Origin of the sequence: Spongiactinospora gelatinilytica (assembly GCF_003236385.1) — a bacterium.
GTDB classification, from domain to species: Bacteria; Actinomycetota; Actinomycetes; order Streptosporangiales; family Streptosporangiaceae; genus Spongiactinospora; species Spongiactinospora gelatinilytica.
On record NZ_POUA01000014.1, the window covers coordinates 19,375 to 45,614 of the forward strand.

The window sequence follows — 26,240 nt, forward strand, 5'->3', positions numbered from 1 at the left end:
CGTGTGACCGAGACGCCCTCATGGTCGTATCGCTCACTCACTGGCCCTCCTTCTTGTCCGATCTGTTGGGACCGGACTCGTCACGAACTTCCGCGCGCCCTCGGCGCACGCCCTGCTGCAGGCTCGCCATCCGGGTGCGGACCCGCTCAGCCGAGACGGGGGGCATGGGCGTGGGCGCGGCGACGGGCGTCTGCGCGGCGGCGGACACCCTGCCCGGCACGAGGTTCGCCTTGGGCGTGCGCTTGGGCAGCCCGGCGGCGGTGATGCCGCCCAGGGAGGGCTCGGCCGCGGCGGCGGCGGCCCGCCAGCCCTCGTCGGCGGCGGTCTGCCAGACGTCCTGACCCTGCTTCTGGGCGGGCTTGGCGGCCGGCTTCTGTACCGGTTCCGGCGGCGTGTCCACGGCCGCCCTGGCCGACTCCCACTCCGCGAGGCGGTCCTGTTCCTCGCGCCTGGCCCGTTCGGCCTGCTCCGCCGCCGTCTCGGCGGCGATCTCCTCCGGCGCGGCGTCCGGCTTGCGGAACCAGGCGGACTCCACCGAGGCGAAGATCGGCAGGTACTCCTCCCCCAAATCCAGGGCGGAGACGTCGACGGCGGGCATCGCCGCGGTCGATGGGTCGTCGTCCTGGGGAGTCCAGGAATAGGACGATGTCGAGGACGTGGACGGCGCACCGGTGCGGGCGTCGTTCGACGGTACGGCGGGCGCGAACGGATCGGACCGGGGCGCGCCGACCGGCGGCTCCTGACGCTCCGGCCGCGTGAAGGCCCCGCTGTCCCCCGGCGAGCGGGTGAACGCGCCGCTGTCACCGGGCGAGGCGCGGAACGCGCCGGAGTCGCCGCCGGTACGGCCGAAGGGATCGGCGTCGATGGACGGCCTGCCGAAGGCGCCGGTGTCGGTGGGCGAGCCGGTCCGGCCGAACGGGCCGGGCTCGGGGCGCGAGTCGCCGCCGGTGAACTCGTGGGTCGGGAAGCCGCCCGACGCGCCTCCCCTGCCGAACGGGTCGCTGCGCCCGCCGAAGGGATCGGCGTCCGGCCGGCTCTGACCGCCGGCCGGGGAGTCGGCCGTGGTCTGGCCGAAGTTCCACTCTCCGCCCGCGGGCGGCCGGGACGGCGCCTCGAAGGTACGGTCGCCCGGCTGCCTGCCGAAGCCGTCGTCCCCGCCGGGCATGTTGCCGAACTCGTTCTTGGCCACGCCCGCCGAGTCGCGGCGGGCCAGGGTGTCCGCGCCGAACAGGGTGCCCGCGGTGGAGCCCGTGCCGCCCGGCTGGAAGGGCCCGAAACTCTGCGGGCCGGTGCCCATCCCGTTCGCGGCCGCCGGCCAGCCGGCCGGGGCGGCCGGCGTGGCGCCGGAGTCGGCGATCAGCGCGGGCGGGATCAGCACCATCGCGATGAGGCCGTTGCCCTCGGCCAGGCGGAGCTGGGCGCGGATGCCGTGGCGCAGCGCCAGACGGCCGACGACGAAAAGACCCATTCGCCGGGACACCGACACGTCCACGACCGGCGGCTCGGCCAGCCGGCGGTTGGCCTCGGCGATCTCCTCCTCGGTCATGCCGATGCCGGAGTCGATCACCGACAGCAGCGCCCCGCCGCCCTCGATGAGACTGCTCGACACGGTGACCTGGGTGTTGCGGGGGGAGAACTGGATGGCGTTCTCCACCAGCTCGGCGACCAGGTGGACGAGGTCGTTGGCGGCGCTGCCGACCACGGAGATGGCCCGGTGCACCTTGACCTGGACGCGCTCGTAGTCCTCGACCTCCGACAGGGAGGCGCGCACCACGTCCACCAGTTTGGCGGGCTGGCTGCGCCTGCGGGTCGGTTCGTGGCCGGCGAGGACCAGCAGGTTCTCACTGTTGCGGCGCATGCGGGTGGCGAGGTGGTCCAGCGAGAACAGGTCGCCCAGCCGCTTGGCGTCCTCCTCGCCCTTCTCCAGACCGTCGATCAGCGAAATCTGCCGCTCCACCAGCGTCTGGGTGCGCCGGGAGAGGTTGACGAACATGGCGCTGATGTTGCCGCGCAGCTCGGCCTCCTCGGCGGCGAGGCGTACGGCCTGGCGGTGGACCTCGTCGAAGGAGGTGGCCACCTCCCCGATCTCGTCTCGGGAGTCGACCGAGATGGGCTGGACGGGCGGCGGCGTGGCGTCGCCGCTGAGCCGCATCTCGCGGACGACGTTGGGGAGGCGGAAACCGGCGATCTCCAGGGCCTCGGTGCGCAGCCGGCGCAGCGGCGAGGTCATCGAGCGGGCGATGAACACGGTCAGGACCAGGACCAGAACCAGGAGGGCGAGGATCGAGGCGGCGGCGATGGCCGCGTTGCGCTGCTCGATGTCGGCGAGTTCCCGGTTGCGGGTGATCACGCCGTCGGCGACCTGCTTCTCGACCTTGCCGATCAGCTCGATGGTGGCCGCGCTCTGCTCGAACCACTCGCCTCGCTTGTAGGGCTCGAGCAGCGCGCCCTGGGCCAGCGTCTCGCCGGTGCTCTGGATCTTGATGGCCTGCGACTTGGTGATCTCGGCGTTGGTGCGCCGCTCGTCGGCGATGGTCCGGTAGAGGAGCTGCGCGAAGGCGGCGCCGGCCTCGGTGGCGAACTCCGCGAGGTACTTGCCCTGCTGGTCCCGGGAGGCGATGAAGTCCTCCATCTCCTGGGAGCTGACCAGCTTGGGGTCGAAGGAGCCGATCAGCAGCCGGTCGCGCTGCTTGGACGCCTCCTCCTTGGCGTGCGCGAGGGCGCTCAGGCCACGGAAGTTACTGACCGTCTCGGGGTCGCGGCTGACGGTGGCGAGCTCGTCGTGAACGCGCAGCAGCGCGGTAGTGAGCGCGGTGTAGGGGGCGGACTGGATCACCCGGCCCCTCTCCTCCTTGCGGTAGGCGGGCAGCGCGGCGATCTGCTGCTGGGCCTGGCGTACCGCTTCGGGGGCGAGGGCGCCGTAGGAGGCGTCGATGATCGCGAAGTCCTTGGTGACGCCAGCGAGCAGGACGTTCACCTTGTCCTGGCGCTTCTTGTACAGATCGTGCAGGCTGTTCGCGGTCACGCGGCTGCCGTCGTACATGATGCGCTGCTGCTGGCGGCGGTTGGCGTTATCGCGGCGGCTGGCGTCGACGGTGAAGGACCACCAGGTGGCGAAGTCGCGTTCCTCTCCGAGGGCTTCGGCGAGGGCTCGGATCCGGCCGGCGGCCTCGGCCGCCGTGGCGGCGCGCTCATGGATGGTGATGCTCTCGATCGAGGCGACCACACGGGCACCGGACAGGAAGACCGCGACGGTGGTCGGAACCAGGATCAGCGCGGCCATGCGGGTACGCACCCGCCAGTTGCGCAGGGCGAAGACGCGCTTCGCGAATGAGGGCCGCCCACGATCGTCCTTGGCGGTACGGTCGGCCTCGTTAGTACCCGTCGCCACGCTCTCGCTACCCCCAACCGTCGCAACCAAACCAGCCATATCAGACCACAAGGTCGCGAGACATATTGGAAAGACCGGCAAACCCGGTTTAATCGTTACAAAGGTGACAGAATGCTGAGCACTGCCGCATTACCGTAGCGCAGCGAGCACATGGTAGCGAACCTGGCTGCGTCGATCTTCATCAGCGAGCAGGCGTCCGGCACTGTCGACGACATAGAAGACGTCCACTGCCTCTGCGCCGAGAGTCTCCACGCACGCGGCCCTGACGTCAAGACCGCATTCCCCGAATGCCCGCCCAATTCGCCACAATAGCCCCGGACGATCATGAACCCGGACTTCTACCACCGTAGCGGTCGCCGAGGCGTCGTCCAGAAGCGTCACCCTCGGCGGAGCCGCGGGCACCCGCGCGGGACGCGCCGCACGTGCCCGGCGAGCGAGCCGCCGCTCGATGTCGAGCCGCCCGGCGAGCACGAGCCGCAGGTCGGCCTCGATCGTGGCGGGATCGGGCGGCGAGCCGTACTCCGGGACCACCGAGAACTCGATCACCGCCGTCGCTCCCGCCGACGCCGCCGTGGCCGAGCAAACCACCAGCCGGTGCGCGGCCAGCACCCCCGCGGCGCGCCAGAGCAGCCCGGGGCGATCCGGCGCGGCCACGGTCACCGCCCCGCCGTGAACGCGCACCGCGCCACCGCCATGGCGGGCGAGCGCCGCCTGCTCCGGGCGCAGCGCCGGAGCGGGCGGCGGCGGCGTGCCGGCGAGCACCGAACGCACCCGGCGCACCAGGTCCGACACCAGCGCGGCCTTCCAGCCGTTCCAGGCCGCCGGGCCGGTCGCCCTGCCGTCCGCGACCGCCAGCGCGGCCAGCAGGTCCAGCACCTCGCGGGTGCCGACCGCCTCGGCCACCCGGCCGATCGTCACCGGGTCGGCGAGGTCCCTGCGGGTCGCGGCCTCGGGCAGCAGCAGATGGTGGCGGACCACGGCCGCCAGCACGTCCACGTCGGCGGACGGCAGGCCGATGTGCGCGCCGATGTCCCTGGCCACGATCTCGCCGGTGACCGAGTGGTCGCCGGGCCAGCCCTTGCCGACGTCGTGCAGCAGCGCGGCGATCAGCAGCAGGTCGGGGCGAGGCACCTCGCGGGTGAGCGCCGCGGCCCCGGCGGCCGTCTCGATCAGGTGGCGGTCCACGGTGAAGCGGTGGATCGGGTTGCGCTGCGGGCGGTGGCGGACCCGCTCCCAGTCGGGCAGCAGCCGTACCACCAGCCCGGCCTGGTCGAGGTCCTCCCAGACGGGCACCGCGGCGCGGCCCGCGCCGAGCAGCGCGACCAGCGCGTCGCGCGCCGCGTCGGGCCAGGGCACCGGCATCGGTGCGGAACGGCCGGCCAGGGCGGCGACCGTGGCCGGCGCGAGCGGCAGCCCGGCCTCCGCGGCGGCGGCAGCGGCGCGCAGTACCAGCGCCGGGTCCCTCGCCGGGTCCGCGCAACGGGCCAGCGCGACCTCGCCGCCGTGCTCCACGACGCCGTCGGCCAGCGGCCTGCGCCCCCGCTGGCCGGGCCGGGAGACCGGCCGGTCCACCGCGCGCCAGGTGCCGTCCAGCGCGTGTGCCACGGTACGGCCGGCCTCGGCCACCCGGCGCATCAACGTTTCGGCGTCCAGCAGGCCGAGCGCCCCGGCCACCGCGTCCTGTTCCTGGAACACCAGCCGGTCGGCGCCCCGGCCGGTCACCAGGTGCAGCCCGTGGCGTACGTCCAGCAGCAGTTCGTGCGCCTCGCGGACGCGCGGCCCCGGCCCCCCGGCGACCCAGGCCGCGGCCACCGCGCGCATCGCCTGGACATCGCGCAGGCCGCCGCGCGCGTCGCGCAGGTCCGGTTCGAGGAGGAAGGCCAGCTCACCGGAGGTCCGCGCGCGCAGGTCGGCCGCCTCGCGCAGTTCGGCCAGCCGCCGCGCCGAACCGGCCCGCCACTCGGCGAGCACCGCCTCCCGTACCGACCTGGTCAGGTCGGCGTCACCGGCGACGTGCCTGGCCTGGATGAGCCCGAGCACCGCCTTGAGGTCGTCCCTGGCGACCTTGACGGCCTCCTCCGGGGTGCGCACCGAGTGGTCCAGGGCGAGGCCGCTGTCCCAGACGGGGTACCACAGGCGGTCGGCGATCCCGGCGATGTCGTCCCTGTCGTCGTGGACGAGTACAAGGTCCAGGTCGCTGCCCGGTGCGAGTTCGCCCCTGCCCAGACTGCCGACCGCGACCAACGCCACCCCCTGCGGGCCCGTGCCGCGCTCCCACGCATACGGCCCGGCACACGCGGCTCGCAGCAGCCCATCCAGCCACCGATCCACAGAGGCCACCCGCTGCCTGCGCTCAGTCACAAAGCACTGTGTTTCCATGCCGCTCGCTCCGCTCGCTCGGGGCCCGGGCGCCTGCAAGGTCGCGTCCTCCGCTCCTCGCTCCGGACACGACCGCGCCCGGTCCCGTGCGTGGTCACGGTGAGCGCATCCCAGGACAATCCACATCCCTTGCGACGCTGACGCGTCGCCTCACGGCTCGGGCGCTGGTAACCGGTGCGCCCCTCGGCGGCGTGGTGGCGGTCGTGTGCTAGAGGGCTTCGGGGCCGCGTTCGCCGGTGCGGACGCGGACGGCGGTGTCGACCGGGACGGACCAGACCTTGCCGTCGCCGATCTTGCCGGTGCGGGCCGCCTTGACGATGACCTCGATCACCTCGTCGGCGTCGTCCTCCTCGGTCAGCACCTCCAGGCGGATCTTGGGGACCAGGTCCACCTGGTACTCCGCGCCGCGGTAGACCTCGGTGTGGCCGCGCTGCCTGCCGTACCCGCTGGCCTCGCCGACCGTCATCCCGGTGACACCGTGCGCTTCGAGCGCGGCCTTGACGTCGTCGAGCTTGAACGGCTTGATGACGGCGGTGATGAGTCTCATGTGCCCACCTTCCTGGTGCTCTGCCCGGCCGGTATGGCCGGGCGGACGGCCGCGGAGACCCCGGCGGCGTGTACGGTGCCGAGGTCGTAGCCGGTCTCGGCGTGTGTGGTGATGTCGATGCCGGTGACCTCGTCGTCGTGCGGTACCCGCAGGCCCATGAAGCGGTCCACGGCCTTGGCCAGGCCCCAGGAGACGGCGAAGGAGTACAGGCCGACCGCGACCGGGCCGAGGATCTGGACGCCGAGTTGCGAGAGCGGCCCGCCGTAGAACAGCCCATGGCTCTGGGCGGTCCCCGCGACCGGGTAGGCGGCCACGAAGCCCAGTGCGACCGCGCCGATCACGCCGCCGACCAGGTGGACGCCCACCACGTCGAGCGAGTCGTCGAATCCGAGCCGGTACTTCCAGCTCACCGCGTACGAGCAGACCGCGCCCGCGAGCGCGCCGATCAGGAAGGCCGCCCATGGATCGACGAACCCGCACGCGGGGGTGATCGCGACAAGTCCGGACACCGCGCCGGAGGCGACGCCGAGCGTGGTGGAATGCCCGTCGCGAAGCTTTTCGACCAGGAGCCACGAACCGGCCGCGACGGCGGCGGCGACCTGGGTGTTCATGAACGCCAGCCCGGCCGTGCCGTCCACCGCCAGCTCCGAGCCGGCGTTGAAGCCGAACCAGCCGAACCACAACAGCCCCGCGCCGAGCAGCACCAGCGTGAGGTTGTGCGGACGCATCGGGTCCCTGCGCCAGCCGGCCCGTTTGCCGAGTACCAGGACCACGGCCAGCGCCGCGGCCCCCGCGTTGATGTGGACGACCGTGCCGCCGGCGAAGTCCTCGATGCCGAGCCCGCTCAGCCAGCCGCCACCCCAGACCCAGTGCGCGACCGGGAAGTAGACGACGCTCACCCACGCCAGCGCGAACACCACCCACACCCCGAACCTGGCCCGGTCGGCGAGCGCGCCGCTGATCAGCGCGACGGTGATGACCGCGAACGTCATCTGGAACGCGGAGAACACCAGGCTGGGCATCCCGGTGCCGTCGGCCTTGGTCGCCGTGTCGACGAGCCCGGACAGCCCGAGGTGGTCGAGGCCACCGATGATCTTGTGCAGCGGGCCGGTGCCGTCGCCCACGGCGTCGAAGGCCAGCGAGTGCCCGTACAGCACCCAGGCCACGGTCACCACGATGATGCTCACCCAGGACATCATCATCATGTTGAGCACGCTCTTGGCCCTGGTCATGCCCCCATAGAAGAACGCGAGGCCGGGAGTCATGAGCAGGACGAGTGCGGTGCTCGCGAGCATCCAGGCGGTCGAGCCGCTGTCGATCTCCATTTCGACGCGACCCTCCTTCCGATCGGCGGGTACCGGTGGTTCCCCCCACGGTGGCCGCCTCCAGGGCTTCGCCGATCGGCCGCGCACCACGGGTTCAGTGAGCCATCAGCGTCGTCTTGCGCCGTTTCGAGTCCCGGCAAGGTGTGTTTCACCTGGGTGAATCTCTGACATCTGGGGTTTCCGCAATGTTTCGGATGGACCGAAATCAAATGTTTTGGTAACTGTGGATTAGCCGTTTCTTCAGGGCACGGTCACCACCGCGCCGGTCAGCCGGGAACGTTCCGCCGCCCAGGCGACCTGGTGACTGTGCAGGCTCTCGCGGGGATCGGACAGGATCAGGCCGGGATCGTCCTGGGCGATGGCGTCCAGGAACGCCCTGACCAGCCCGCCGTCACCGCCGCCGTGGCCGTCGGCCGCCGACGGGCCGCCCTCGGCCACGTCGATCTCCTCGGTGGCCCCGGTGAGGAAGTCGGTCACCGCCAGGACATGGCCGTCGCCCTCGATGGAGCCGCGAGTGCCGAAGATCCGGGTCTTGCGGAACGCGAGCGGGGTGAACGCGGTCATGGTGAAGGACGCGCTGGCCCCGCCCTCGAACTCGAGGTTGACCACCTGGTGGTCGACCACATCGTTGTCACAGTCGTACACGCACCTGCCGTACGGACCCTCGCGCAGCGCGCGGAGCACACCCTGTTCGGTGACGTCGGGCGTGAGTACGGAAAGCGGCCATGACTCACGGCGGGGGTCGCCGACGAAGGAGAGATAGGTCCGTTTCGCGGAGTAGGGACAGGTGGTCTCGACCGCGCAGTCCAGGCAGCGGTCCGCCGCACCCGCCGGGCGGTTCTCCGGCCGGAAGTGGTGCAGGCCGCCGAAGGAGGAGGCCCGCACCACCCTGCGCCCCACGATGTGGTGCAGCCAGTCGAGGTCGTGGCAGGACTTGGCGAGCAGCATGAACGTCGACTCGTCCGAGCGCCGCCAGTTGCCGCGTACGAAGGAGTGCGCGTGGTGCCACCAGCCGACCGGCTCCAGGTGCTGCACGCTGACGATCTCACCGATCCGGCCGGAGCCGACCAGGGCCCTGGTGGCGCGGGTGTAGGGGGTGTAGCGCAGTACGTGGCACACAGCGAAGATCACTCCGGCCCGTTCGGCCGCTGTCACGATGGTGGCGCAGTCCTCCTCGCGGACGGCCATCGGCTTTTCGAGCAGGATGTGGTACCCGAGTCCGGCCAGGCGGACGGCGGGTTCGACGTGGCCGGCGTCCTGGGTGGCGATGATCACGGCGTCGGCGAGCCGGGGGCGCTCGGCCAGGTGCCGCCAGTCGGTGAACGCCTCGGCTCCCGGGTGCTCGGCGGCGGCCTTCGCCCGCCGTACGTCGTCGGGCTCGGCCACGGCGACGACCCTGGCGCCGTGCCGTACGGCGTGCCCTGCGTAGGTCGTTCCCCGGGAGCCCGCGCCTACCACCGCGAGTGTGATCATGGAGCATCCTCGATTATGTGATGGGTTAACATATTTGCTCGGATGCTAGATTGCCGATCGGTTAGGGTTAATGTTTGCTGACGAGGTCAGATATGCAGAAGACTGACGTAACCCTGGTGCGGCAGGTGAACATCCGGGCGACGCTGCGCGCCCTGCGCGCGGGCGGCGCGCCGACGCTGACCGAGCTGGCCAGGGCCACCGGCCTGTCCAGGCAGACGGTGGAAACGGTGCTCGCTGAGCTGGCCGGGCGCGGGCTGGCCCGGGAGGTACCGCCGAGCGAGGGCGGCCCCGGGCGTCCGGCCCGCCGCTTCCGGTTCCGCGCCGACGCGAGGTACGCGCTGGGGCTGGACGTGGGCGCGCACCGGGTGCTCGCGCTGATCACCGACCTGGACGGCACGGTGGTCGGCACCGAACGCGCCGCCGTCGCGGCCGACGCCCCGGCGGCCGAACGGCTCACCGCGCTCCGGGCGGTGGCCGAGGCGTGCCTGACCCGGGCGGGCATCGTCCGCACCCGGCTGGGCGCGGTGGCGGCGGGCACGCCGGGCGTCGTCGATCGCAGCGGCCGGGTCACCGTCGCCGGAGCGCTGCCCGGGTGGAGCGGCCTCGACCTGGCCGGTGTGACCGGCGGGTGGTTCGGCCGGCCTGGGTTCGTCGGCAACGACGCCAACCTCGCCGCCGTCGCCGAACACTGGCGTGGGGCGGCCCGGCACGCGGGCGACGTGGTCTACATCCTGGCCGGTCATCGCCTCGGTTCGGGAATCCTCATCGGGGGGCGTCCCCACCTCGGGCGTACCGGCGCGGCGGCCGAGATCGGCACCCTGCGCCTGCTGGGCTGGGAAGACGCCCCCGCCGAACTCACCGGCGAGGCGACCGCCGACCAGATCTTCGCCGCCGCCGCCCAGGGCGACCCCACCGCCCTCAAGGCCATCGACCGCTACGCCCACCGCGTCGCCCAGGGTGCCTCCGCCCTGATCCTGACCATCGACCCCGAACTCGTCGTCCTAGGCGGCGGCTTCTCCCACGCCGGCGACCTTCTCCTCACTCCCCTCCGAGCCCACCTCACCCCGCTCTGCCTCACTCCCCCGGAAATCACCGCCTCCACCCTCGGCGACGAAGCAGTCGCCCTGGGCGCCACCCGCCTCGCACTCGACCACATCCACCAAGACCTCCACATCTAGACCAATGCCCGCAAGCGAGGGCTGAGGGTGCCAGTGGCGTTACCGGGGAGGAAAGGGGTGAGGGCGCACCAGCGCTCTGGACGAAGAAGCCATGGACGAAGACCGATTCCCAGCGGCCGAGCAGCCACGCGCAGCGTCGCGATGTTGGCCGACGCGGCACGTCGCGCCGTGGGAGGCAGTTTGTCGTGGGATGCACTCAGCGCATCCACCCACGGGCCCGGGTGCGGTCGTGTCCGGAGCGACGAGCGATGGAGTGAGGGAGCGAGGAACGAGCGAGTGAGCGACTGAGCGAGGAGAGGAGGGCGCGGCCTTGAGGGCGCCCGGGCCCCGCGCGAGCGAAGCGAGCGCCATGAGCACAGCGCGAGCGCCAGTATTACGCTGCGGCTAGTTTGCGGAGGCGGGCCAAGGCGTCGCGTTCGATGCGGCGGGCGCGGTCGCGGCCGATGCCGTAGCGTTCGCCGACCTCGGTGAGGGTGTGCTCGCGGCCGTCGACCAGGCCGTAGCGCCAGCGCAGCATCTCGCGGGTGTTGTTCTCCAGGCCGGTCAGCCACTCTTCGAGGCGCTCGCGTTCGAGCACGTCGATGGCCTGCTGCTCGGGGTCGGCCCAGGTCTCGGCGGCGATCATGTCGCCCAGCTCGGTCTCGTCCTCGTCGCCCACGCCGAGCTGGAGGGAGACCGGGTCGGAGGCCCAGCGGCGCAGCTCGCGGACGCGTTCGATGGGCAGGTCGAGGACCTTCGCGAGGTCGTCGTCGGTGGGCTCGGCGTCGAACTCGGCCAGCATGTCCCTGCGCACCCGCATCAGCCGGGTCATCTGCTCCCCGGCGTGGGTGGGCAGCCGCACCGGGCGGGCCTGCTCGTGGATGGCGCGGCCGACCGACTGCCGGATCCACCAGGTCGCGTAGGTGGAGAACTTGTACCCCCGCCGGTAGTCGAACTTCTCCACTGCCCGGACCAGCCCCAGGTTGCCCTCCTGGACCAGGTCGATCAGCGGCATCCCCCGCCCGGAGTACTTCCGGGCCACCGCCACCACCAGCCGCAGGTTGGCCTGGATGAACTCGTCCTTCGCGCGCCGGCCGGAGATCGCCAGCCGTTCGAGCTCCTCGTCGGTGGCGTCACCGACGCGGGGCTCGGCCATGGCCGCGTCGAGCAGCTGCTCCGCATACAACCCCGCCTCGATGCGCTTGGCCAGCTCGACCTCCTCCTCGGCCGTCAACAGGGGCACTCGCCCGATTTCCGCCAGGTAAGTGCCGAGCAGGTCTCTATCCGAAACCTGCTGTTCCTGTGCGCGATTCCCCGTGGGCCTTGCCATCCCCTGGCACCTCGTTCCCGCCGCTGCCCAAGATTGCGTCTATTTGCGTATGCGTGTTCTTGAGTGGTTAGTCCTGACTGCGCCGTCTGCTTCGACCAACGACTCGATCAGGGCAAAGATTCCCTCAATGCATACGCCCGCAGGACGGTTTTCGTTTCCTCCTCACGGAGGATGCAGGGGCACTTCACGAACTTCGCTGCGGGACTCGGGCCGGACGGGGGTCACGCCACCTTGCGACCACCCCGCCAGACCTGGTGGACGAGCGGTACTCCCGGCCGGTAGGCCAGGTGGACGTAGGAGGGCGCGTCCAGGACCACCAGGTCGGCGCGCGCGCCGGGGCGCAGGACCCCGATGTCGTCGCGGCGCAGCGCGCGCGCTCCGCCGTAAGTCGCGGCCCGGACGGCCTCGAGCGGGGTCATCCGCATCTCGCGGACGGCCAGCGCGATGCAGAACGGCATCGAGGAGGTGTAGGACGAGCCCGGGTTGCAGTCGGTGGCCAGCGCGACCGTGACGCCCGCGGCCAGCAGCCGCCGCGCGTCCGGGTACGGCGAGCGGGTGGAGAACTCCGCTCCCGGCAGCAGCGTGGCCACCACGCCGGAGGTGGCCAGCGCCGTGACGTCGTCGTCGCTCAGGTGGGTGCAGTGGTCGGCCGAGGCCGCGCCCAGCTCGCAGGCGATCTCCACTCCAGGCCCCACCCCGAACTGCGCCGCGTGGACCCGCACGCCCAGTCCGGCCGCGATCCCGGCGGAGAGGATCTCCCTGGACTGGTCGCCGTCGAACGCCCCCCGCTCGCAGAAGACGTCGATCCACCTGGCCAGCGGCGCGCAGGCGGCCAGCATCGGCCCGGCCACCTGCCGGACGTAGTCGTCGGTGCTCACCCCGGCGGGCACCACGTGCGCGCCCAGGAAGGTGGTCTCCTCGGTGAACGCGCCGGCGATCTCCAGTGACCGGCGTTCGTCCTCCTCGGTCAGGCCGTACCCGCTCTTGATCTCCACGGTCGTGGTGCCCTGGGCGAGCATCTCGGTGACCAGCGCGGCCGTGCGCGCGGCCAGCACCGAGTCGGCCGCCTCCCTGGTCGCGGCGACGGTCGTGCGGATGCCGCCCGCGCGGTACTGCTCGCCGGACATCCGCGCGACGAACTCCGCCGTACGGTCGCCCGCGAACACCAGGTGGGCGTGGCTGTCCACGAACCCGGGGAGCACGCAGCGCCCGCCGACGTCCACCCGCCGGTCGGCCTGCGGCGCGCTCGCGGCGGGCCCCACCCAGGCCACGGTCTCGTCTTCGACGACGAGCGCCGCCGAGGCGATCTCCTCCCCGCCCGTCTGGTCGCCGGTGTAGAGGAGCCCGATCTCATCGAACAGAATTGATGCCACTTAAATGCCCTTTGTTAACATCGGCCGGCCGCATGGGAATTGCGCCCGGCGCTCAAATCGAATTGATCGCGGCGGACAGGAGCGGTCCGATCTCGCCGAGCGCGTGCCGTCCTTCGGAGACGACGCGCCGGCCGCCGGACACCACCGAATGCACATCGGCCGCGGTGGCGGCGAACACGACGGACTCGGCGGCGGTGGCCGGGCTCGCGCCCGCGGTACGGACCGAGTCGAGCCGGACGGACACCAGGTCGGCCCAGGCCCCGGGCAGCAGCGTGCCCGCGTCGGGGAAGCCGAGGGACGCCTGGCCCGCGGAGGTGGCGGCGGTCAGCAGTTCGGCGGCGGTCCAGTGGCCCCGCCGCTCGGTGGCCAGCCGTTCGTCCAGTTCCACCGCGCGGGCCTCCTCGAACATGTCGATCATCGCGTGGCTGTCGGTGCCGAGCGTGATCGGCGAGCCGGCGTCGTGCGCCGCGCGGGCCTTGCCCACGCCGTCGGCCAGGTCGCGTTCGGTGGTGGGGCACATGCACACGTGCGTGCCCGACTGGCCGAGCAGGGCCAGATCGACATCGGACAGGTGCGTGGCGTGTACGGCGCTGGAGCGGGGGCCGAGTACGCCGTGCTCGTGCAGCACCTGCATCGGGCTGGCCGCGTACATCTCCACGCAGGCGGCGTTCTCCGCACGCTGCTCGGAGACGTGTACGTGCAGCGGCACGGCGTGGTGGTGGGAGTATTCGGCCACGATCGGCATCTGCTCGGGCGGCACCGCGCGCACCGAGTGGACGGCCGCGCCCACCACGACATCATCAGCCCCCGCGTAGTCGCCGGCCAGCCGTTCGGCGCGTACCGCCCAGCGCTCGGCGTCGCCGTCGCCGAACCGCACCTGCGGTCCGGCCAGCGGCTTCCCGACGCCGCCTGCGAGGTAGCAGGTGTCCAGCAGGGCGATCCGCAGCCCGGCCTCGCGCGCCGCGCTGACCAGCGCGTGCCCCATCGCGTTGGGGTCGTCGTACGGCGTGCCGCCCGGCTGGTGGTGCAGGTAGTGGAACTCGCCGACGCAGGTGACGCCCGCCAGGACCATCTCGGCGTAGACGGCCTTGGCGAGGGTGTAGTAGGAGTCGGGGTCGAGCGATCCGGCGAAGCCGTACATCTGCTCGCGCCAGGTCCAGAAGCTGCCCTTCTCCGCCTGCGTCGAGCCGCGCAGCGCCCGGTGGAAGGCGTGCGAGTGGGCGTTCGCGAAGCCGGGCAGTGTCAGCCCGGCCAGCCGTACGGCTCCCGCCGGCGGCTCGCCCACCCCGGGCACCACCTCGGCGATCCGCTGCCCGTCCACCCGGACCAGCACCCCCTGGACCACCTCGCCCGGAGGCAGCCAGGCGAGCTCACACCAGTAGTTCATCGGCAAGCTCCTTGATGGCGTCGGCGAGCGCGGCGACACCAGCGTGGCAGTCGGCAGGCTCCGCATGTTCCTCCGGGGAATGGGAGATTCCCGTTGGGTTACGGACGAACACCATCGCGGTGGGCACGCCCGCCGCGGCGAGGATCCCCGCGTCGTGGCCCGCGCCCGTGCCGATCAGCGGTGCGCCGCCGAGGGCGGCGGCCAGGCGGGCGGCCAGCGCCGGGTCGAACTCCACCCGCGGGCTCCAGGACTCGCAGCCCACCCGCGCGCCCGCGCCGACCTCGGCGACCAGATCACGTACCGCGTGTTCGTCCTCGCCCCTGACGTCCAGCCAGGCGGTGACGTGCCCGGGGATCGCGTTGGCGCTGCCCGGCGAGACCCGGACCTTGCCCACGGTGGCGACCACCCCGCGCCGCTCGGCGGCCGTCCTGGCCGAAAGGACCGCCTCGGCGAACGGGATCATCGGGTCGTCCCGGTCGGCCAGCCGCGTGGTGCCCGCGTGGTCGGCCCGGCCGGCGAAGTCCAGCCGCCAGCGGCCGTGCGGCCAGATGGAGGTGGCCACGCCGATGGGCGCGTCCATGTCGACCAGGGCCCGGCCCTGTTCGACGTGCAGTTCCACGAAGGCCCCGATGTGGCGGCGCGTCTCGGGGTCGGCGCCGAGCGCGGCCGGGTCGCGGCCCGCCCGGCGCAGTACGTCGGCCATGGTGTCGCCGTCATCGTCGGTCAGCCCGCGCGCCCGGTCCGGCTCGACCACGCCGGTGAGCAGCCGCGACCCCATGCACGGGACGCCGAACCTGGCGCCCTCCTCGTCGGTGAAGCATGCCACCCCGAGCGGTACGCCGGGCCGCACCCCCTGCTCCCTCAGCAGGTCGATCGCCGCGAACGCGGACACGACCCCGAGCGGCCCGTCATAGGCGCCGCCCTGCCGTACCGAGTCCAGGTGGCTCCCGGTCACCACCCCCGGCCGCGCCTCCGGGTCACCCCACCACGCCCACAGATTCCCGTTGCGGTCCTCCCGCAGGTCGAGGCCGCGCCGCCCGGCCTCCTGCCGGAACCACTCGCGCAGTTCGAGATCGGCCGCCGACCAGGCGTCCCGCAGGTAACCTCCCCGCGCGTCCCGTCCCACATCGGCCACCGCCACCCACATACCGTCGAACTCCATCGCCGATCCCCTCAATCGCCTCGCGGCGGTGTCCCGATCATGCGCCCAAGGGTAGACCGCGCCCATCTGAGAGGACAGAACACCCCATGAGGTACATCACATCCGTAGAGCGGACCTTCACCCCAAACCGGAAACCGGACTCTCCCTTCCCCTGCGGCGGGCGCGTCATGCCTCGCCGGGCGGGCGCGTGTTCGTAGGGTCGGAAGGGTGAGTGACACGGACGGGCAGCTCAGGCTGCCGGCCGCCTTCGCCTGGTCGCCGAAGGGGTGGCCGTCGGAACGGGCCTTCGCCGAACCGGGGGCGGCGGAGGTCTGGTGTTACACCGACAAGTTCGCCTACCTTCCCGGCGAAACGGTCCGGTTCCACCTCAGCGCGAGCGTCCCGTCCTTCGACCTGGAGGTGGTCAGGGACGGCCTCGCGCCACAGGTGGTGTGGGCACGCCGAAGACTCACCGCGGGGCGCTTCGAGGCGCCGGCCGACGCCTACGCCGCGGGCTGCGGCTGGCCCGCCGGGGCGGAACTGGAGATCCCCGCCGACTGGCGCAGCGGCTTCTACATCGTCACCGTCCGGGCGACCACTCCGGGCGGTGAGCTGTGGGAACGCGAGCACTTCTTCGTGGTCAAGGCCCCGCCGCAGCGGCGGGCGCGGGCCGTGCTGGTGCTGACCACCGGCACGATGCTGGCCTACAACGACTGGGGCGGGGCCAACCACTACCGGGGCCTCGGCGACGACCCTCGGCACGACGCCGGATCGCCGCTCGCCTCCACCCTGCGGCCGATCGCCCGCGGCATGATCCGCAAGCCGCCCGGCGCGCCCCGGGAGGCCGCCACCGGATCACTGCCGATGTACGGCGCGCCGCGCTACCCCTCCTATGAGTGGGCGCGGCTGACCGGCTACAGCCGTCACCACGCCGACGCGTTCTGGGCCACCTACGAGCGGCACTTCGCGCTGTGGGCCGAGCGCAACGGCTACGAACTCGACTACCTCACCCAGCACGACCTGCACTTCGACCCCGCCGCCCTGGACGGATACGCCTGCGCGGTGATCGTCGGCCATGACGAGTACTGGTCCTGGCGGATGCGCGACACCGTCGACGCGTTCGTGGACGCCGGGGGCGGGCTGGCCAGGTTCGCCGGGAACTACCAGTGGCAGGTACGGCTCAGCGACGACGGCAACACCCAGTACTGCTACCGCCTGCCCTCCGCCGACCCCGCCGCCCGGGAGACGCCGCACCTGGCCACGACCGTGTGGGAGGCCAGGTCGGTCGGCAGGCCCGGCGCGACGACGATGGGGCTCAACGGCCTCGGCGGGATCTACAACCGGTACGGAGTGGCGGCCCCCCGCTCCTCCGGCGGCTTCACCGTCTACCGGCCGGGGCACTGGGCCATGGCGGGCACCGACCTGTACTACGGCGACCTGCTCGGCGGCCCGCCGTCGTTCCTGGCGGCTTTCGAGCTGGACTCGGTGGAGTACACCTTCCGGCGCGGGCTGCCGTACCCGACGTTCGAGGACGGCGCGCCGGAGACGTTGGAGATCCTGGCCCTCGCGCCCGCCGTGCGCGGGGAGGAGGACCGCTTCGGCGGGCGGGTGCCGATCGGCGGGCCCGAGGAGGAGGTCTACAACTACAACGCCGACCTCGGCGACGACCTGCCCGCGTACGTCCACGAGGGCGAGATGCGCGGCGCCGGGATGATCGCCGCGTTCACCCGCGGCGCGGGCGAGGTCTTCAACGGCGGGTCCACCGAGTGGCCGCACGTGCTGGGCCTCGGCGACCCGTTCGCCGAACGCATCGCGCACAACGTGCTGCGCCGGTTCGGTGCGACAGGGCCGGGAAAGGGGCTCTGACCTGCGGGTACTGTACCTAGCACAGGGAGGAGCGAACAGATGCCGAATCCCGTGATCGAGCCGAAATCCGCGAACGCCCTGGCGGGCGACGCCATGGGCACCAAGGACCTCGTGTTCACCGTCCTGGCGGCCCTGGCGCCCCTGACGCTCATCGTCGCCGTCGCCCCGCTGCACTTCCTCAAGGGCGGGGTGGCCGTCCCCGGCGGGTACCTGGTGGCGGGCGTGGTGATGGCGCTGTTCGCCGTCGGTTTCATGACCATGAGCCGCTATGTCCGAAACGCCGGGGCGTTCTATGCGACCATTTCCCGCGGGCTCGGCCGCCCGGCGGGCTCCGGCGCGGCCATGCTGGCGGTGGTCGCCTACAACGGCCTGCAGATCAGCACGTACGGCGCGCTCGGCGTCTACGCCGGCACCACGTTCACCGAGTACACCGGTCTTTCCGCGCCGTGGTACGTGTTCGCGCTGGTCGCCCTCGCCCTCGTCGCCTGGCTCGGCTACCGGGGCATCCACACCAACGCCCGGGTCCTCGGCGTCCTGTTGATCCTGGAGATCGCCGTCCTGGTGATCCTCGTGGTGTCCGTCCTGGCCAGGGGCGGCATCACCGACTGGTCGGCCACGTCGTTCTCCCCCGCGACCGTGTTCGCCTCCGCCAACGCGGCGATGTTCGCGCTGGTCGCCGGGGCCTTCATGGGGTTTGAGGCGACCGCCATCTTCAGTGAGGAGGCGCGCGGCGGCATCAGGACCGTACGGCGGGCCACCTACCTCGCCGTCGGCTTCATCGCCGTCTTCTACGCGTTCGTCACCTGGATCGTGGTCATCGACTACGGCTCCGCGAACATCGCCGCCGCGGCCGAGGCCGACCCCGTCGGCCTGGTGGTCGCGGTCTTCACCGCCAACGTGCCGGGCCCGATCGTCGAGGTGATGAACGTCCTGCTGCTGACCAGCGCGTTCGCCGCCCTGCTGGCGCTGCACAACGCGGCCAACCGCTACTTCTACGCGCTCGGCCGCGAAGGTCTGCTGCCGCGCGGGCTGGGCCGTACCGACCGGCGGACCAAGGCCCCCTGGGCGGCCGGCCTGCTCCAGACCGCCATCGCGGCGGCGGTCGTCGGCGCGTTCGCGATCTTCGGGCTGGACCCCTACCTGGGCCTGCTGCTGTGGGGCAGCGCCCTCGGTTTCCTCGGCATCATCACCCTGTGGGCGCTGTGCAGCCTCGCGGTGATCCGGTTCCTGCGCGCGAACGCCCCGGAGGCGGGGATCTTCCGGACGACCGTCGCGCCGGGCCTCAGCTTCGCGGCCCTGGCCGTGGTGCTGGTACTGGTCCTGGTGAACCTGCCGCTGCTGACGGGGGCGGGCGCGGCGGCCAACATCGTGATCGTCGGCATCGGCGTGGTCGCCGTCGTCGCGGGGGTCGCCCGGGCGCTGTACCTGCGCTCCCGTTCGCCCGCCCGCTACCTGGGGCTGGCGCAGACGTCGGTCGCGGAGGGGCGGTGAGCGGCGATGCCCGAGCGGGAGGTACGCGGTTACCGGACGGTCGCCCTCCCCCGCAACGCCCCCCGCTCGATCCTGGACGACGGCGAGTCCTGCCCGCTCGGTGAGCGGACCCTGCATGGCATCCCCTTCGACTTCGGCGAGGAGCGCGGTGACGCGGCGCTGCTGCGGGTGGAGTCCGAGGCGGTCACGATCCCGCTGGGACGCTCCTTCCGGTCGAGGTGGACCGCGGCTCGGCGACCTACGTCTACCGCCGGGCCGGTGGCCCCGGCGCGGACCTGCCCGGGTGGGGAGCGCCGATCGAGGAGGAGCACCGCGCGTACGTACGGGTGGCCGCGACCCCGTCGGCCCGGCTGACGCTCCGGCGCGGCCCTGCCGTGCTCGCCGCCTGCACCTGGGGAGCCCTGCTGGCCGCCGGGCGGCACTCGGCGGACGGGGTGACCTGGCGGGTGCCGGACGCGGGCCGGGCGTGGGTGCGCACGGTGGTCCGCGACTCCGCCGCCGGGCGCGCGGAGCCTAGTCCACGAAGAACTCGCCGGTCTCCTCGGCCATCCGGTCGAGTTCGGAAAGCCGCGCGCCGGTGCGCAGCGGGGCCGCCTCGGCCATCGCCTCCACCAGCGCCATCGCCAGGGCCATCGGCGCGGCGTGCGACCCGGCGGCCGAGCGGTCGGCCACCGGCGCGTCGAGCACGACCTCGGCCGGGAAGGGCACCGCGGGCCGGTCGGTGATGGCGGCGATCCGCAGGCCCAGCCGATCGCCGTAGGCCAGCGCCCGGACCGCCTCGGCCGGGTAGCGGGGCAGCATCACCGCGAGCACCCATTCGGCGCCCGCCCGGCGGGCCGAATGCAGGCCCTCGGCCAGCTCCGAGCCGCCGTGGGTGAGCATCCGCACGTCGGGATGGACCCGTCTGGCGTAGTGGCAGAACGTGGTGGCCAGCCCAGCCGACGCGCGCAGCCCGAGGACCGGCAGCGGCTCGCCCGCCGCCAGCGCCCCGCCGAGGTCGCCGATCCGCTTTCCCAGGCCGTCGCCCTCCTCCGCGCACAGCCGCTCGTGGACGGCGGAGAGATTGCGCAGCTCCGCCTCCACTCCCGCGCAGTGGCGCGCTTCACCGTGCGCCGGCTGGGCGGCGGGGCCGGTGGCCTCCTCGCCGCCCAGCGCCAGCGGACGCAGTGCCTGCCGCAGCTCGGGATAGCCGGCGAAGCCGAGCACCATGGCGAACCTCGTCACCGACGGCTGGCTCACCCCGGCCCGCTCGGCCAGCTCCACGCTGGACAGAAAGACCGCCTCGGTCAGGTGACTCGTGAGGTACCGCGCGATACGCCGCTGAACGGGCGACATTTTCCTGCCGTTGAAAAGCTTCTGCAGTCCCTCGCCCACGTAACAGCGAACACGCGAGGCTCACCGGTCATTCCTGACCACCCAGAATCATTCGCTCATCGGCACCCTGACCTGGCGCTCCCTGGCCACCTCGGCGGCGGAGTCGTAGCCGGCGTCCACGTGGCGGATCACGCCCATGCCGGGGTCGTTGGTCAGCACCCTGGTCAGCTTCTCCCTGCCCAGCGCGGTGCCGTCGGCCACGGTGACCTGCCCGGCGTGGATGGAGCGGCCGATGCCGACCCCGCCGCCGTGGTGGATGGACACCCACGAGGCCCCGGAGGCCACGTTGATCATGGCGTTCAGCAGCGGCCAGTCGGCGATGGCGTCGGAGCCGTCGAGCATTCCCTCGGTCTCCCGGTAGGGGGAGGCCACCGAACCGCAGTCGAGGTGGTCCCGGCCGATCACCACAGGGGCCTGAAGTTCGCCGGAGGCGACCATGTCGTTGAAGCGTTCCCCGGCCAGGTGCCGCTCGCCGTACCCGAGCCAGCAGATGCGCGCGGGCAGGCCCTGGAAATGGACCTTCTCCTGGGCCATCCGGATCCACCGGGCCAGCGGCTCGTTGTCGGGGAACAGCTCCAGCACGGCCCGGTCGGTGGCGGCGATGTCCTTGGGGTCACCGGACAGCGCGGCCCACCGGAACGGGCCCTTGCCCTCGCAGAACAGCGGCCGGATGTAGGCGGGCACGAACCCGGGGAAGTCGAAGGCGCGGGTGTAGCCCGCGAGCTGCGCCTCGCCCCTGATCGAGTTGCCGTAGTCGAAGACCTCGGCCCCGGCGTCCTGGAAGCCGACCATCGCCTCGACGTGGCGGGCCATCGACTCGCGGGCCCTGGCGGTGAACCCGGCCGGGTCCTTGTCCCGCTCCCTGGCCATGTCCTCGAACGCGACGCCGAGCGGGAGGTACATCAGCGGGTCGTGCGCGCTGGTCTGGTCGGTGACGATGTCGATCTGCGCGCCCCCGGCCAGCAGCTCGGGGACCGCCTCGGCGGCGTTGGCGGCCACGCCGATCGACAGCGGGCGGCGCTCGGCGCGCGCCTCCTCGGCCAGCCGCATCGCCTCGGCCAGCGAGGAGGCCCGTACGTCGAGGTAGCCGTGCTCGATCCGGCGCTCGATCGAACGCGGGTCGCAGTCGATGCAGACGGCCACGCCGCCGTTCATGGTCACGGCGAGCGGCTGCGCGCCGCCCATTCCGCCGAGGCCCGCGGTGAGCGTGATCGTGCCCGCCAGCGATCCGCCGAACCGCTTGGCGGCGACGGCGGCGAAGGTCTCGTAGGTGCCCTGGAGGATGCCCTGCGTGCCGATGTAGATCCACGAGCCCGCGGTCATCTGACCGTACATGGTCAGCCCGGCCGCCTCCAGCCGCCGGAACTCCTCCCAGTTGGCCCAGTCGGGGACGAGGTTGGAGTTGGCGATGAGGACCCTCGGGGCCCATTCGTGGGTGCGCATCACGCCGACCGGCCGACCGGACTGCACCAGCAGCGTCTCGTCGTCGCCGAGTGTGGTCAGGGTGCGCAGGATGGCCTCGAAGGAGGCGCGGTCGCGGGCCGCCTTGCCCGAACCGCCGTAGACGACGAGCTGTTCGGGGTGCTCGGCCACCTCCGGGTCCAAGTTGTTCTGGATCATGCGCAGGGCGGCCTCCTGGGGCCAACTCTTCGCGGTGAGCGTGGTGCCGCGCGGGGCGCGCACCGTCGTACTGCCGGTCGTCATGGTTGGGTCCTCTCCGTCGAGGAGTCGGGGCTCCGTATCCGGATCTTACGTAAGTGTCCGAATTGGACTACGGGGGGGCATCCCCGGTCGGGGTCTCCGGCGGGGATGCCCCTCACGGCCGCCTGCCCGGGCGCACGCCCCGGGGCATGGCCCCGTCTCGCGAAGGAGAGGCTTCGCAACCACCGCCGTTCCCGGTTTGCCGGCCGGCCAATCGCCGACATCACCCACCCCGCCTCATACTTTGGGCTGACTCGCCCCCGACTTTGTAACGAACTTCCCGCGGTCGCGGAACGCCACCGATGATGGGGCCCGTTGACCGATTTGTGAACGGCACCCTCGCGGAACCCGCCCCCGCCGCCCCGATCGCCAAAGGGTCGTGGCGGCTTCTACTCACCCACATCAAACCGCGCAAATGGCCTCTTGTCGCCGGTGGTCTGCTCGGCTTCGTCGGCGGCATCGCCGGGCTCGCCGAGCCGCTGGTGGCCAAGTCGGTGATCGACGCGTTCGGCTCGGGGGCCTCGCTCACCGGTCCCATCCTCATGCTCACCGTGCTGGTGCTCTTCGGGGCCACGCTCTCGGCGGCGGGGACGTTCGTCCTGGAACGCACCGCGGAGTCGATCGTGCTCAGCGCCCGGCTGGGGCTGGTCGGCCGGATGCTGCGGCTGCGCGTCCCCGACGTGGACCGGCTCAAGCCCGGCGACCTGATCTCCAGGGTCACCGCCGACACCACCCTGCTGCGCGCGGTCTGCACCGGAGGCGTCACCAACGGGATCACCGCGCTGTTCATGCTGGCCGGATGCGTCGTGCTGATGGGGTTCATGGACGTCGTGCTGCTCGGCGTCACGCTTGGCGTGCTGGCGGTGGTCGCCACGATGGCGCTGTTCGTCTTCCCGCGCATCGGCAGGGCCACCACCCAGGCGCAGGAGGCGCTGGGCGAGATGGGCGCCGTGCTGGACCGGGCGCTGCAGGCGTTCCGCACGGTCAAGGCCGCCGGGGCCGAGGAGCGTGAGACCGAGGCCGTGCGCGGGGCCGCGCAGCGCGCCTGGCGCAAGGGCGTCACCGCGGCCGGCTGGAACTCCATCGCCGGCACCGCCACCTGGCTCGGCGTCCAGCTCTCCTTCCTGGCCGTCCTCGGGGTCGGCGGGCTGCGAGTGGCGTCGGGCACGCTGGAGGTCTCGGCGCTGATCGCGTTCCTGCTGTACCTGTTCTACCTGACCGGGCCGATCTCGATGCTGGTGGAGGGCGCCACCCAGTTGCAGACCGGACTCGCCGCGGTGACCCGGCTGCGGCAGGTGGAGGAGCTGGAGGTGGAGTCGCTCACGCCGGGCGAACCGGCCGCGCCCGGAGGTACCGCTCCCGCCGCGCTGACCTTCACCGACGTGCGCTTCCACTACACCAAGGACCGCTCCCCCGCGCTGGACGGGGTGTCCTTCGAGGTGCCCGCGGGCAGCATGACCGCGCTCGTCGGGCCTTCCGGGGCGGGGAAGTCCACGATGTTCGCGCTGCTGGAACGCTTCTATGAGCCGGACGCCGGGTCGATCACGCTCGACGGCAGGGAACTGCGCGACATCCCGTTGCCCGGGCTGCGGGCCGCGCTCGGCTACGTCGAGCAGGACACGCCGGTGCTGGCCGGGTCGCTGCGGGAGAACCTGCTGTTCGGCGCGCCCGAGGTGACCGAGGATGAGGTGGCCGCGGTGATCGCCCGCACCCAGCTCACCGACCTGGTCAACCGCCTGCCCGAGGGCCTGGAAACGCAGGTCGGCCACCGCGGCCAGATGCTGTCCGGCGGCGAGCGGCAGCGGGTCGCCATCGCCAGGGCGCTGCTGCGCAGGCCCCGGGTGCTGCTGCTGGACGAGGCCACCTCCCAGTTGGACGCGGTCAACGAACTGCGGCTGCGCGAGGTGATCGAGGAGGTCGCGGCCACCACCACCGTGCTGGTGATCGCCCACCGGCTGTCCACCGTGACCAGCGCCCGGCAGATCGTGGTCCTGGAGGCGGGCCGGGTCCGCGCCGTGGGCAGCCACGCCGAACTGGTGGCCGCCGACGACCTGTACCGCGAGCTGGCCACCACGCAGTTCGTGGCGAGCGGGGAGGCGATGGCGGGCAACGCCGGGTAGCCGGGCCGCGGAACAAAACATGATCGGTTCGATCCACGGGATTCGGAGCGCCGAATAGCCGATCGAGGACCCGGCCGGACCTCGTCGCAAGTCCGGCGGCCGGCTGCGGCCGGTCGCATTCTGGTCGAAGGGACCGAACCGACATGCGTTTACGGATCGATCGGCGCGCCCTCATCGGGCTGGGCCTGGCGGGGGCGCTGGCCGTCTCCTCCGGCGATGCCGGGGGCCTCGCGGTGTGAGGACGCGGTGCCGGTGTCGGCGCGGAGCAGGCCGAAAGCTCTACACCCTCAAGCGGATCACCGAGTCGGGCACCAAGACCCTCGTGTCGGACGGAGTGGTCGCGCCGAGCAACGTCGGCCCGGCCTCCATGCCCGACTACGGCACCCTGCGCGCGCAGGCGATCACCGGGCTGCCGGGCGGCGGGAAGACCTTCGCCGGCCAGTCCGACGAGGCGTTCTTCCTGGACCTGCGGATCTTCGACCTGCTCTACGGAGGCGACCTTTCGGAGGTCGGGCAGGACACCACCAAGGGCTACAACGTCCAGACGCTGGCCCTCCAGGTGCCCGCCGACGAACTCGCGCTGAAGGGCGACGCCACCCGCAACCCGGTCATCGGCGTCTGGTCCACCACCGACAAGAAGGGCAGCGACGGCTTCGTCCAGGTGTCCCGGCTCGGCAACCCGCTGGTCAACGAGGTCGTGGTGCCCGCCGGGCTGAAGGACGCCTTCAACGCCCTGCCCCCGGCCAAGGACGCCGGCGTGCCCGCGCTGGTCAAGCGGGTCACCGACCCCGAGGTACCGCGGCTCATCGAGGCCATCTACGGCAGCAAGGCCCCGGCCACCCCGCGCGATGACCTCGTGCAGATCTTCCTGACCGGGATCGCCAAGCGGAACGGCCCGATCAAGGCCGACCTCAACTCGCAGATCCTCAACAAGGACGCGGACCCGGACAAGTTCCGCCCCTCGGAGATGCTGCGGCTGAACACCTCGATCCCGCCGAGCAAGGACCCCGACCGGCTCGGCGTGCTGGCCGGCGCCGCCTACGGGCTCGGCATGGCCGCCACGCTCACCGCCGCGGCCTGCTGCTGGTCAAGGTCTCCCACCGGCTGCTGACCACACCAGGGGCCTGGTGGTCACGGTTCGCCCCGCTGGGGACCGCCGCGATGGTGTTCCTGCTCGGCGCGGGCCTGGCGGTGCGCAGCCTGATGGGGGCGGCCTGAGTCAGTCGTCCACGGCGGGCAGGTCGAAGTCGGTCGCGGGGTCGAGGTCGCCGTCCTCGGCCCTGCGCAACTTGATGTCATCGGCCCACGCGTACGCGAACCGCCTGATCTCGTCCACCCGCTCCTCCGGGACGCCGAGAGCCATGAAGCCGGTGTCGGCCACCAGATCGACGCCTTCCAGGCGCATGACGAGGTCCTCCAGGGAGAAGTCCTCGTCGTGCAGGCGGGCCAGATGCTCCAGCTCGCGGAACGGGTAGAGCCGGCCCGCCTCCGCCGCGTCGCGGAAGTCGCGGGCCAGCCCCCGCCCGTGGAGATCGCGCAGCCGCAGGCCGATCGCGTCGGGAAGCGCCACGACGGCGACATCGCCGCACCTGACGGGGGCGGCCTGAAGGGCCTCGCGCAGCAGTGCGAGGCGGCAGGTCTGCCCGGTGACCGGCTCGGTGACCAGCAGCAGGGACGCCCTCGGCCCCGACTCCAGATCGCCCACCTCGAACCCCGCCGCCCGGCACGCCTCGGCGACCGCCCAGGCCACGCCGGCCGGCTGCTCCTCCCCCGTCACCGCGAACCGCAGGCTCTCCCCCGGCCGCTCGGCGAGCCCGTGCGCCATCATGGCGTGCCCCCCGGCCAGGGCCAGGCCATGTCGCTCGGCGATGGGCGACAACACCGACACCAGCCGCTCATGGAATTCCGGAAGCCTCAGTTCATCCATCCGGCCCGATCCCCCGCATCATGGTCTCCCACGCGTTCCGGTAGCCCGGCCCGAGGCCCATCCGAAGCAAGGGCCGGTCCGCGGCGAGCAGGCCGGCGTTGAGGTAGGGCTCCGCGTCCTGTCTGACGCCGCCGGTGATCACCGTACGGTACACGCCCATGCGGTCCGTGCAGGGCGTCCGGGGAGGGCGGGACCCGCCTCGTGAGTCCGCTGGTGCGGGGTGGGAGCGCGTCTGGCATGGTCACAGTATGCCCACTG

Annotated in this window: 19 protein-coding genes; 6 read left to right on the plus strand and 13 right to left on the minus strand. The window is 72.3% G+C overall.

The genetic code is table 11. The features are described from left to right. Positions 1-37 precede the first annotated feature (37 nt). From C1I98_RS03465 to C1I98_RS03485, 5 genes are all read right to left on the minus strand, one after another. On the minus strand, positions 38-3,391 hold the full coding sequence (locus tag C1I98_RS03465) for a sensor histidine kinase (RefSeq protein WP_158557897.1): 3,354 nt from the start codon (positions 3,389-3,391) through the stop codon (positions 38-40). Between the two features lie 129 nt (positions 3,392-3,520). Next, positions 3,521-5,896: a [protein-PII] uridylyltransferase gene (locus C1I98_RS03470; protein ID WP_438672068.1), complete on the minus strand. Its 2,376-nt coding sequence runs from the start codon at positions 5,894-5,896 to the stop codon at positions 3,521-3,523. Between the two features lie 82 nt (positions 5,897-5,978). Beyond that, positions 5,979-6,317, minus strand: coding sequence for a P-II family nitrogen regulator (locus tag C1I98_RS03475; protein ID WP_111165601.1), 339 nt, complete (start codon positions 6,315-6,317; stop codon positions 5,979-5,981). Next, the gene (locus C1I98_RS03480; RefSeq protein ID WP_111165602.1) at positions 6,314-7,642 is read right to left on the minus strand and encodes an ammonium transporter; all 1,329 of its coding nucleotides are present in this window, start codon (positions 7,640-7,642) and stop codon (positions 6,314-6,316) included. The genes C1I98_RS03475 and C1I98_RS03480 overlap by 4 nt, the downstream gene beginning before the upstream one ends. A 240-nt stretch (positions 7,643-7,882) precedes the next feature. Then, entirely contained in the window at positions 7,883-9,115 is a 1,233-nt protein-coding gene (locus C1I98_RS03485; protein WP_111165603.1) for a Gfo/Idh/MocA family protein, read from the minus strand. Between the two features lie 92 nt (positions 9,116-9,207). Between C1I98_RS03485 and C1I98_RS03490 the strand changes: the two genes are divergently transcribed. Then, on the plus strand, positions 9,208-10,293 hold the full coding sequence (locus C1I98_RS03490; RefSeq protein WP_111165604.1) for an ROK family transcriptional regulator: 1,086 nt from the start codon (positions 9,208-9,210) through the stop codon (positions 10,291-10,293). Between the two features lie 373 nt (positions 10,294-10,666). On the opposite strand, the gene C1I98_RS03495 is transcribed toward C1I98_RS03490, so the two are convergent. The 4 genes from C1I98_RS03495 to C1I98_RS03510 form a co-directional block, all read right to left on the minus strand. Next, the gene (locus C1I98_RS03495; RefSeq protein ID WP_111165605.1) at positions 10,667-11,602 is read right to left on the minus strand and encodes a sigma-70 family RNA polymerase sigma factor; all 936 of its coding nucleotides are present in this window, start codon (positions 11,600-11,602) and stop codon (positions 10,667-10,669) included. A 221-nt stretch (positions 11,603-11,823) separates the two neighbouring features. Further along, on the minus strand, positions 11,824-12,975 hold the full coding sequence (hutI, locus tag C1I98_RS03500; RefSeq protein ID WP_111165606.1) for an imidazolonepropionase: 1,152 nt from the start codon (positions 12,973-12,975) through the stop codon (positions 11,824-11,826). Positions 12,976-13,027: 52 nt separating this feature from the next. Further along, positions 13,028-14,362, minus strand: coding sequence for a formimidoylglutamate deiminase (locus C1I98_RS03505; protein WP_111165607.1), 1,335 nt, complete (start codon positions 14,360-14,362; stop codon positions 13,028-13,030). Continuing rightward, complete coding sequence (locus C1I98_RS03510) at positions 14,346-15,524, minus strand: allantoate amidohydrolase (RefSeq protein WP_233507134.1); 1,179 nt, start codon at positions 15,522-15,524, stop codon at positions 14,346-14,348. The genes C1I98_RS03505 and C1I98_RS03510 overlap by 17 nt, the downstream gene beginning before the upstream one ends. 207 nt (positions 15,525-15,731) lie before the next feature. Between C1I98_RS03510 and C1I98_RS03515 the strand changes: the two genes are divergently transcribed. The 3 genes from C1I98_RS03515 to C1I98_RS03525 are packed head-to-tail and all read left to right on the plus strand — an operon-like array spanning position 15,732 to position 19,214. Continuing rightward, positions 15,732-17,369, plus strand: coding sequence for a N,N-dimethylformamidase beta subunit family domain-containing protein (locus tag C1I98_RS03515; RefSeq protein WP_111165608.1), 1,638 nt, complete (start codon positions 15,732-15,734; stop codon positions 17,367-17,369). A gap of 39 nt (positions 17,370-17,408) precedes the next feature. Next, positions 17,409-18,860, plus strand: coding sequence for an APC family permease (locus tag C1I98_RS03520; RefSeq protein ID WP_111165609.1), 1,452 nt, complete (start codon positions 17,409-17,411; stop codon positions 18,858-18,860). A gap of 6 nt (positions 18,861-18,866) precedes the next feature. Beyond that, the gene (locus C1I98_RS03525) at positions 18,867-19,214 is read left to right on the plus strand and encodes a hypothetical protein (RefSeq protein ID WP_111165610.1); all 348 of its coding nucleotides are present in this window, start codon (positions 18,867-18,869) and stop codon (positions 19,212-19,214) included. Between the two features lie 159 nt (positions 19,215-19,373). On the opposite strand, the gene C1I98_RS03530 is transcribed toward C1I98_RS03525, so the two are convergent. Together C1I98_RS03530 and hutU are read right to left on the minus strand one after the other, a co-directional pair. Beyond that, positions 19,374-20,195, minus strand: a complete 822-nt coding sequence (locus C1I98_RS03530; RefSeq protein ID WP_111165618.1) for a MurR/RpiR family transcriptional regulator — start codon at positions 20,193-20,195, stop codon at positions 19,374-19,376. Positions 20,196-20,282: 87 nt separating this feature from the next. Then, positions 20,283-21,938, minus strand: a complete 1,656-nt coding sequence (gene hutU, locus C1I98_RS03535; RefSeq protein WP_111165611.1) for a urocanate hydratase — start codon at positions 21,936-21,938, stop codon at positions 20,283-20,285. Between the two features lie 299 nt (positions 21,939-22,237). On the opposite strand from hutU, the gene C1I98_RS03540 reads away from it, so the two are divergent. Together C1I98_RS03540 and C1I98_RS03545 are read left to right on the plus strand one after the other, a co-directional pair. Continuing rightward, positions 22,238-24,055, plus strand: a complete 1,818-nt coding sequence (locus C1I98_RS03540; protein ID WP_111165612.1) for an ABC transporter ATP-binding protein — start codon at positions 22,238-22,240, stop codon at positions 24,053-24,055. Positions 24,056-24,290: 235 nt separating this feature from the next. Continuing rightward, on the plus strand, positions 24,291-25,166 hold the full coding sequence (locus tag C1I98_RS03545; RefSeq protein WP_267898013.1) for a DUF4331 domain-containing protein: 876 nt from the start codon (positions 24,291-24,293) through the stop codon (positions 25,164-25,166). A 108-nt stretch (positions 25,167-25,274) separates the two neighbouring features. On the opposite strand, the gene C1I98_RS03550 is transcribed toward C1I98_RS03545, so the two are convergent. Then, the gene (locus tag C1I98_RS03550; protein WP_111165614.1) at positions 25,275-25,982 is read right to left on the minus strand and encodes a hypothetical protein; all 708 of its coding nucleotides are present in this window, start codon (positions 25,980-25,982) and stop codon (positions 25,275-25,277) included. After that, positions 25,975-26,142: a hypothetical protein gene (locus tag C1I98_RS41140; protein WP_158557898.1), complete on the minus strand. Its 168-nt coding sequence runs from the start codon at positions 26,140-26,142 to the stop codon at positions 25,975-25,977. The genes C1I98_RS03550 and C1I98_RS41140 overlap by 8 nt, the downstream gene beginning before the upstream one ends. Positions 26,143-26,240 lie beyond the last annotated feature (98 nt).

Bases quoted from the DNA above. Each gene is read 5' to 3' on its own strand.
- C1I98_RS03470 (WP_438672068.1), bottom strand. From the start codon at position 5,896: ATGTGGATTGTCCTGGGATGCGCTCACCGTGACCACGCACGGGACCGG.
- C1I98_RS03475 (WP_111165601.1), bottom strand. From the start codon at position 6,317: ATGAGACTCATCACCGCCGTCATCAAGCCGTTCAAGCTCGACGACGTC.
- C1I98_RS03480 (WP_111165602.1), bottom strand. From the start codon at position 7,642: ATGGAGATCGACAGCGGCTCGACCGCCTGGATGCTCGCGAGCACCGCA.
- C1I98_RS03485 (WP_111165603.1), bottom strand. From the start codon at position 9,115: ATGATCACACTCGCGGTGGTAGGCGCGGGCTCCCGGGGAACGACCTAC.
- C1I98_RS03490 (WP_111165604.1), top strand. From the start codon at position 9,208: ATGCAGAAGACTGACGTAACCCTGGTGCGGCAGGTGAACATCCGGGCG.
- C1I98_RS03495 (WP_111165605.1), bottom strand. From the start codon at position 11,602: ATGGCAAGGCCCACGGGGAATCGCGCACAGGAACAGCAGGTTTCGGAT.
- C1I98_RS03505 (WP_111165607.1), bottom strand. From the start codon at position 14,362: ATGAACTACTGGTGTGAGCTCGCCTGGCTGCCTCCGGGCGAGGTGGTC.
- C1I98_RS03510 (WP_233507134.1), bottom strand. From the start codon at position 15,524: ATGGAGTTCGACGGTATGTGGGTGGCGGTGGCCGATGTGGGACGGGAC.
- C1I98_RS03520 (WP_111165609.1), top strand. From the start codon at position 17,409: ATGCCGAATCCCGTGATCGAGCCGAAATCCGCGAACGCCCTGGCGGGC.
- C1I98_RS03525 (WP_111165610.1), top strand. From the start codon at position 18,867: ATGCCCGAGCGGGAGGTACGCGGTTACCGGACGGTCGCCCTCCCCCGC.
- C1I98_RS03530 (WP_111165618.1), bottom strand. From the start codon at position 20,195: ATGTCGCCCGTTCAGCGGCGTATCGCGCGGTACCTCACGAGTCACCTG.
- hutU (WP_111165611.1), bottom strand. From the start codon at position 21,938: ATGACGACCGGCAGTACGACGGTGCGCGCCCCGCGCGGCACCACGCTC.
- C1I98_RS03540 (WP_111165612.1), top strand. From the start codon at position 22,238: ATGATGGGGCCCGTTGACCGATTTGTGAACGGCACCCTCGCGGAACCC.
- C1I98_RS03550 (WP_111165614.1), bottom strand. From the start codon at position 25,982: ATGGATGAACTGAGGCTTCCGGAATTCCATGAGCGGCTGGTGTCGGTG.
- C1I98_RS41140 (WP_158557898.1), bottom strand. From the start codon at position 26,142: ATGGGCGTGTACCGTACGGTGATCACCGGCGGCGTCAGACAGGACGCG.